7 protein-coding genes are annotated in these 7,490 nt (G+C 59.9%); 4 read left to right on the top strand and 3 right to left on the bottom strand.

The window, feature by feature from the left end:
- From ACESMD_RS13655 to dnaA, 3 genes are all read right to left on the bottom strand, one after another.
- Window positions 1-512, bottom strand: a 512-nt coding sequence (locus ACESMD_RS13655) for a DNA replication/repair protein RecF (RefSeq protein ID WP_372614058.1), incomplete at its 3' end; no start/stop codon positions are given.
- A gap of 68 nt (window positions 513-580) precedes the next feature.
- On the bottom strand, window positions 581-1,684 hold the full coding sequence (gene dnaN, locus ACESMD_RS13650) for a DNA polymerase III subunit beta (RefSeq protein WP_372614056.1): 1,104 nt from the start codon (window positions 1,682-1,684) through the stop codon (window positions 581-583).
- Between the two features lie 100 nt (window positions 1,685-1,784).
- The gene (gene dnaA, locus ACESMD_RS13645) at window positions 1,785-3,248 is read right to left on the bottom strand and encodes a chromosomal replication initiator protein DnaA (protein WP_372614054.1); all 1,464 of its coding nucleotides are present in this window, start codon (window positions 3,246-3,248) and stop codon (window positions 1,785-1,787) included.
- A 318-nt stretch (window positions 3,249-3,566) separates the two neighbouring features.
- Between dnaA and rpmH the strand changes: the two genes are divergently transcribed.
- The 4 genes from rpmH to mnmE all read left to right on the top strand — a co-directional run.
- On the top strand, window positions 3,567-3,701 hold the full coding sequence (gene rpmH / locus ACESMD_RS13640; RefSeq protein WP_008959105.1) for a 50S ribosomal protein L34: 135 nt from the start codon (window positions 3,567-3,569) through the stop codon (window positions 3,699-3,701).
- 8 nt (window positions 3,702-3,709) lie between these two features.
- The gene (rnpA, locus tag ACESMD_RS13635) at window positions 3,710-4,138 is read left to right on the top strand and encodes a ribonuclease P protein component (protein WP_372614051.1); all 429 of its coding nucleotides are present in this window, start codon (window positions 3,710-3,712) and stop codon (window positions 4,136-4,138) included.
- Window positions 4,139-4,318: 180 nt separating this feature from the next.
- Window positions 4,319-6,022: a membrane protein insertase YidC gene (yidC, locus tag ACESMD_RS13630; RefSeq protein ID WP_372614049.1), complete on the top strand. Its 1,704-nt coding sequence runs from the start codon at window positions 4,319-4,321 to the stop codon at window positions 6,020-6,022.
- A gap of 104 nt (window positions 6,023-6,126) precedes the next feature.
- A partial coding sequence (gene mnmE, locus ACESMD_RS13625; RefSeq protein WP_372614047.1) for a tRNA uridine-5-carboxymethylaminomethyl(34) synthesis GTPase MnmE occupies window positions 6,127-7,490 on the top strand: 1,364 nt, incomplete at its 3' end.

Genomic DNA, 7,490 nt, shown 5'->3' with positions numbered 1-7,490 from the left:
TCCATTCTACCATGCCTGAGGAGCGCATTCCGATGTTTCAGGGCCCGGCGAACCCTCTGCCAGACATCGAAGAATTCGTGTTTCACATGAAACACACCCCAATCGAGAAATTGCCGACGCCTTGCGGGGGATCCCTCGAGAAGCCGGAAGGAATCAGGGTTGATCAGTTGCAAGGGTAATGTTTCGACAAGTCGTGAAATGCGGTATATTCGTTCGCCTGCTAATCTTATCTGCATCTCTGCCGCGTCCCGTCGTCGTTCCAGCCCCAGGGACACCGCCGGCTCTCCCGCTACCCGACCATGGAGCTGAAAGGCCGGGGCATCATGGGTGATCACGTGGCGCAGATGTCGCGTACGAAAGGAACGTCCCATGCCAAGGATGTGGATACCTTCAAGCACGCTGGTCTTGCCACTGCCATTGTCTCCCGCGATCAGGTTGATCCGCAGGCCCGGCTGGATGTCCAGGGGCCTTAGGTTTCTCAAGCCCTGGAAGGCGAGGCGTTCAAGAGGCACGAATAGCTACGTCTGGAAAGCTCGACGATAAAGAGGATGACGTTACCAACGACATGGTTGAAACGACATTAGAGCCGCATGGGCATGACGACATAGAGCGTATCACCACCACCGGGCTCTTCCATCAAGGCACTGCTGTTGGGATCCGACAACGTCATCTGGATACGATCTTCATTCAAGGCGTTGAGAACATCGATCAGATAGCCGACGTTGAAACCGATTTCCAGGGCATCACCACTGTATTCGACGGCAATCGTCTCCTCGGCCTCCTCCTGCTCGGGGTTATTGGCCATGACCCTGAGATTGCCCTCATCCAGATGCAACCTGACGCCTCGGTACTTCTCGTTGGAGAGGATAGCCGTCCGCGACAAGACCTGGCGGAGTGCCGCACGGTCGGCGATGAACACCTTGTCACCACCACGGGGTACCACGCGTTCGTAATCCGGAAACTTGCCATCCACCAGCTTCGAGGTGAAGGTGAAATCGCCGGTATGAGCACGGACATGACTGGCACCAAGGGTCAGGGTGACGACCTCATCACCCTCATCGAGCAGTCTCACCAGTTCAAGGATACCCTTGCGAGGAACGATCAGCTTCTGGGCCGTCTCGACCTCGATCTCGGCATGACGTGAACAGACGGCCAGACGGTGACCGTCGGTGGCCACGGCGCGCACAAGGTTGGTTTGCAGTTCGAGCAACATGCCATTCAGATAATAGCGCACATCCTGCTGTGCCATGGCGAAGGAGGTGGTATCGATCAAGTGCTTGAGCGTCCCCCGCGGCAAGCTGATCTCGACACTGCCCTGGGTATCTTCGATGTTGGGAAATTCGGCCACGGGCAAGGTAGAGAGGGTGAACCTGGAACGCCCGCAGCGCAGGACGGCGCGACCCTCCTCGAGGGAAAACTGGATTTCCGACTGGTCGGGGAGCGACTTGCAGATATCCATCAGTTTGCGTGCTGGAAGCGTCGCCGAACCCGGCTCCTCGACGCTGCCGGCCACTGTCCGTCCGATCAGTTCGACTTCGAGGTCGGTACCCGTCAGCGCCAGCTGGTCCTGATCCACCTGGATCAGGACGTTGGAGAGTACCGGCAAGGTTTGACGCCGCTCCACCACACCTGCGACAAGCGTAAGGGGTCGCAGCAGATCTTCGCGGGAGATGGAAAATTTCATGTCGGCTCCATTTCTTGTCTTGGGGGATGATGGACCGTGATCTGAAGATCCCGTCAACCGGGATCACTGTATCTGGAAAAGCGGATGGCAAGAGCCCGCCTCAGCTCGTCAGCAGGCGCAGCAGGTTCTTGTAGTCCTCTCGAATGTCCGAACTTTCTTCTTGCAACGATTTCACCTTCCGGCAGGCGTGAAGCACCGTGGTGTGATCGCGGCCACCGAAGGCATCGCCGATCTCCGGCAGACTGTGGTTGGTCAACTCCTTGGCGAGAGACATGGCCACCTGGCGGGGACGTGCCACGGAGCGCGAGCGGCGCTTTGACAGGAGATCCGACAGCTTGATCTTGTAGTATTCCGCCACCGTGCGCTGGATGTTGTCGACGCCGACCTGCTTGTCCTGCAGGGCCAGAAGGTCCTTGAGGGATTCGCGGATGAAATCCTGGGTAATGGCCTTGCCCATGAAATGGGAGTCGGCGATCACCTTCTTGAGGGCGCCTTCCAGTTCCCGGACATTGGAACGAATCTTCTGGGCGATGAAGAAGGCCGCATCATGGGGCAATTCCACCTTGGCCTGCTCGGCCTTCTTCATCAGGATCGCCACCCGGGTCTCGAGCTCGGGCGGCTCGATGGCTACAGTCAGCCCCCATCCGAAACGAGACTTCAGACGCTCTTCCACACCACTGATTTCCTTCGGATATCGGTCCGAGGTGAGGATCATCTGCTGGCCACCCTCGAGCAGGGCATTGAAGGTATTGAAGAATTCCTCCTGGGAGCGCTCCTTGCCGGCAAAGAACTGGATGTCATCGATGAGCAGGGCATCGACGCTGCGATAGAAGCGCTTGAAATCATTGATGGCGTTCAACTGCAGCGCCTTGACCATATCGGCCACGAAGCGCTCGGAATGCAGATAGATGACCTGAGCATTGGAACGACGTTCGGCCAGGGCATTACCGACGGCATGCATCAGGTGAGTCTTGCCTAGCCCCACACCGCCGTAGAGAAACAGCGGGTTATAGGCCCCACCGGGATTTTCCGAGACCTGACGGGAGGCGGCCCTGGCTAACTGGTTCGACTTGCCTTCCACGAATTTCTCGAAGGTGAAGTTGGGATTCAAGCCGCTGCCGTGCTTGAGACTCCCCTCGACCTGGACCTGCCGCTCCCCGCCACGACCACTGCTGGAGGCCTCTCCCCCCGCCTTCGTCTTAGCGCCACCGTCACGTTCATGGCGAGATGCCACATGAACCGCCGGGGCCACTGGTTGCCGGGTACTCGCGGACACCGGATTACCCAGATCACGGGGTTGTGGCGCCGGTGCAGCACGTCGGCTGCCCACCGAAAGCACCACTCTGGGCGGCTTGGACGGCGAAAGATCGCGCATCAACTCACTGATCCGCTTGGCATATTTGTCGCTTACCCAGTCGCGGACGAAACGGTTGGGTGCCAACAGGCAAAGTTCGTTGGACTCGCCTTCTTCCGCCTGCAAGGGACGGATCCAGGTGTTGAACTGTTCTGATTTCAGTTCATCCTGAAGATTGTCCAGACACTTTTGCCAGAGAGCGAGTGGCACGCGACCTCACCATCGTTGGGAAACGGCCGACCATTGTAGCCTTGGAGAACCGGGTTATCCACATGGGTAACGACCTCGATTCATGCGGTGGAAAACGTGGCAGGAGCCCGCCGCCCGAGCGCCGATATCCGAGGACTCTGTCCCTTGACCAAGGCCGCCTGCGAGGTGCTGGACGGGTCGGGCAAGGAACAATTGCACACCGTCGCCTAAATCACTACAATTTCCGGTCTTGAACAGAACATAGCCGGGTTCCCGATGGGAGCTCGGATGGTCGACACGATTAATTTATCCTCAAAAACCACCCGGGAATAACGAGTTATGAAACGCACTTTCCAACCCAGCGTTCTCAAGCGCAAGCGTGCGCACGGCTTTCGTGCCCGCATGGCCACCAAGAATGGTCGTGCCGTTCTGGCGCGTCGTCGTGCCAAGGGTCGCAAGCGCCTGAGCGCCTGATCCCCGGCGTGCCCCGACAGGATTTCCCCCGAAAGCTGCGTCTATTGACCGCCGGGGATTATCGGCGAGTCTTCGATTCCGCTGTCTACAAGGTTCATGGCAAGGGGCTGATGGCACTGGCCGCGCCCAACACCCTGGGGCATCCCCGTCTGGGTCTCGTATTCAGCAAGCGAAACGTTCGCCTTGCCGTTGATCGTAATCGTCTCAAGCGGCTTGTCAGAGAATCCATTCGCCTGACACAACATGATCTGCCTGCCGTCGATATCGTGGTACTGGCCAGGCGTGGCTCGGGCGAGCTGGATAACGAGATCCTGCATCGCCAGCTGCACGGCATGTGGCGTCGACTCGACAGGGATGTCCGCAAGACGAGAGAAAGAGAAAACGCCCTGAACCATGAGAGTGCCAACAGTCGTGGGACAGGCAAGGCAGCAGAGTGACAGTGGCTGACGGCATCTGCATGAGGGTCTTCATCTCTCGGATGACGCCGGCTATCGCCGAGGCATCAAGGCATGGAATGCCTCGCAGCAGATTGAGCCTGCCCATGGCAGGTTTTTGTGTGTATCGAGCGACGCAGGCTGTGCCATCGAAATGTTCACCACCCATCGGGCAGAACCCTCATGGACGTAAAACGAATTCTCTTGCTGATCCCCCTGGCCCTGCTCGCCTACCTGATCATCGTGCAGTGGAATCAGGATTACGGCCAGGTCGTCACGGAACAGCAGGCGCCGGCCATTACCGGCAACGCACCGGCGCCTTCCGAGCCAAGCGGCTCGGGAGACGGGGAAGACGAAGAAGGCCTGGCGATTCCAAGCGCTCCCCGGGCAACGGATGATGTCAAAGAGGAGATGCCGGCAGAGGCGCCGGAGGCAACCTCCAGCCGTGACCTGATCGCGGTGGTAACGGATGTGCTCGATCTACGCATCGACCCTCAGGGGGGTGATATCGTCTATGCCGCCTTGCCCCAGCATAAAATGATCCTGAATTCCGATCGCCCCTATGTACTGCTCTCCGACAGCGAGATCCGCAGCTATGTCGCGCGATCAGGACTCCAGCTGGATGGCCATTCGGGCCGCATCGCCTTCACCCCGGAGGACACCGAATATCGCTTGACAGAAGGCGAGAACCGCCTGGAAGTCGACATGACGGCCGAGGTCAACGGTGTCGATGTCGTCAAGCGCTTCTCATTCGAACGGGGAAGCTACGCCGTCGAGGTGAACTACTACCTGGCCAATAATACCGACGAACCGGTGACCGCACGTTTCATCGGCCAACTGGCCAGGGACAACAGTCCCGACCCCTCCAGCGGTCCGAAGATGGGTATGCGTTCCTATCTCGGCGCCGCCTTTTCATCCCCGGAAACCACTTACGAAAAAGTCGATTTCAGCGATATCCAGGAAGGCAATTTCGCCAATCGCGACGTCCAGGGTGGCTGGGTCGCCATCATCCAGCACTATTTCGTCTCGGCCTGGGCGCCCCCCCAGAATCAGCAGAATCTCTACTACGCCACGACCGATTCCGAACAGCGAAACGTGGCCGCCTTTGCCGGAACATCGGCTAGCGTAGCGCCGGAAAGCGAGACTCGACTGGGCGCCACTCTCTACGTCGGTCCCAAGGTACAGAGCCACATGGAGGAGGTCGTTCCCCATCTGCGGCTGACCGTCGACTTCGGGTGGCTCTGGTTCATCGCCAACCCCTTATTCTGGCTGCTTGACCAGATCCACAGCCTGATCGGCAACTGGGGCTGGTCCATCGTTTTCCTGACGATGCTGGTCAAGCTGGTCTTGTGGCCGCTATCCGCCAAGGCCTACAAGTCCATGGCCCGCATGCGCAAGCTGGGCCCGGAGATGCAGCGTCTCAAGGAGCAGTATGGCGACGACCGCCAGAAGATGTCCCAGGAGATGATGAAGTTCTACCAGAAGGAGAAGATCAACCCACTGGGTGGTTGCCTCCCGATCCTGGTGCAGATGCCGGTGTTCATCGCTCTTTACTGGATGCTGCTCGAGTCCGTGGAGCTGCGTCACGCACCCTTCATGTTCTGGATCCAGGATCTGTCGGTGAAGGATCCGTACTTCATCCTGCCGATCCTGATGGGCGCCTCGATGTTCGTCCAGCAGCTGCTCAACCCGACGCCCCCGGATCCCATGCAGGCGAAGATCATGAAGATGCTGCCCATCATCTTCACCTTCTTCTTCCTGTGGTTCCCGGCCGGTCTGGTCATCTACTGGGTGGTCAACAACTGCATCTCCATCGTTCAGCAGTATGCGATCACCCGCAAGATCGAGAACGATCCGAGTATCGGCAAGGGCATGAAGACCAAGTAGGGACGCCCTATTGCCCTTACAGACCCCCGCCCTCGTGCGGGGGTCTGGCGTTATTGACGGCCCGTCACGACACGGGTCCAAGGACTCGATGAGGAAGCCGCGAGATGCCCGAACGCCTCTACACCCAGGATACCATTGCCGCCCTGGCCACACCGCCAGGCCGAGGCGGTGTCGGCATCATCCGTCTATCGGGGCCCGACTGCCTGGCGATCGCCGAGATGATCCTGGGTCGCCAGCCCGCTCCCCGCCAGGCCCATTACGGCCCTTTTCGTGGCAGCGCCGGCGTACTCGACGAGGGTATCGCCCTCTACTTTGCCGGCCCTCATTCCTTCACCGGCGAGGACGTCCTGGAACTGCAGGGCCATGGCGGTCCGGTGATAATGGACCTGCTGCTGGAACGTTGCCTCCAACTCGGCGCCAGGCAGGCCAGGCCCGGCGAGTTCTCCGAACGTGCCTTCCTCAACGACAAGCTGGATCTCGCCCAGGCCGAGGCCATCGCCGACCTGATCGATGCCAGTTCGCGAGCTGCCGCCGAGAATGCCCTGCATTCGCTTCAGGGTGAATTCTCCCGGCGAGTCGAGGCACTGGTGCAGCGATTGATCGAACTGCGTATCTACGTCGAGGCGGCCATCGATTTCCCGGAGGAGGAGATCGACTTCCTGGCCGACGGCAGGGTGGCATCGATGCTCGGAGAGGTCGACAGGGAACTTGACCGGGTACGCGCCACTGCCGGGCAGGGTGCCCTGATACGGGAAGGCATGAGTGTGGTGATTGCCGGGCGCCCCAATGCCGGCAAGTCCAGCCTGCTCAATGCCCTGACGGAACAGGAAACCGCCATCGTCACCGAGGTCGCGGGCACCACCCGGGACGTACTTCGCGAGCATATTCATATTGACGGCATGCCCTTGCATGTCATCGATACCGCCGGCCTGCGTGACACACCGGATGCCGTGGAGAAGATCGGCGTGGCACGGGCCTGGGCCGAAATCGAGAAGGCCGACCGGGTTCTGCTGCTGGTCGATGCCACCACGACCGAGGCCGATGACCCCATGGCAATATGGCCGGAATTCGTGGCTCGACTGCCCAACCCCGGCCAGCTCACCCTGGTGCGCAACAAGATCGACACCAGCCATGAAAGCCCGGGGATCGACGCATCCGGAGACACACCGGTGATACGCCTGTCGGCCAGGAGCCTGGCCGGCATGGATACCCTGAAGGCGCATCTCAAGGAAGTGATGGGCTATACCGCCACCACCGAGGGTCGTTTCTCGGCCCGGCGACGCCACCTGGATGCCCTGGATCGGGCGAAGACAGCGCTCTCGAGCGGTGAGACGCAGTTGGCCGGCTACGGGGCCGGCGAGCTGCTCGCCGAGGACCTCCGCGAAGCTCAGCGGGCCCTGGGCGAGATCACCGGGGACTTCAGCGCCGATGATCTGCTGGGAGAGATCTTCGGAAGCTTCTGCATCGG

This window comes from Halomonas sp., from assembly GCF_041689495.1.
Taxonomy (GTDB): domain Bacteria; phylum Pseudomonadota; class Gammaproteobacteria; order Pseudomonadales; family Halomonadaceae; genus Halomonas.
The sequence above is the reverse complement of the archived record's forward strand: the minus strand, read 5'-3'. Positions and strand labels throughout refer to the sequence as shown.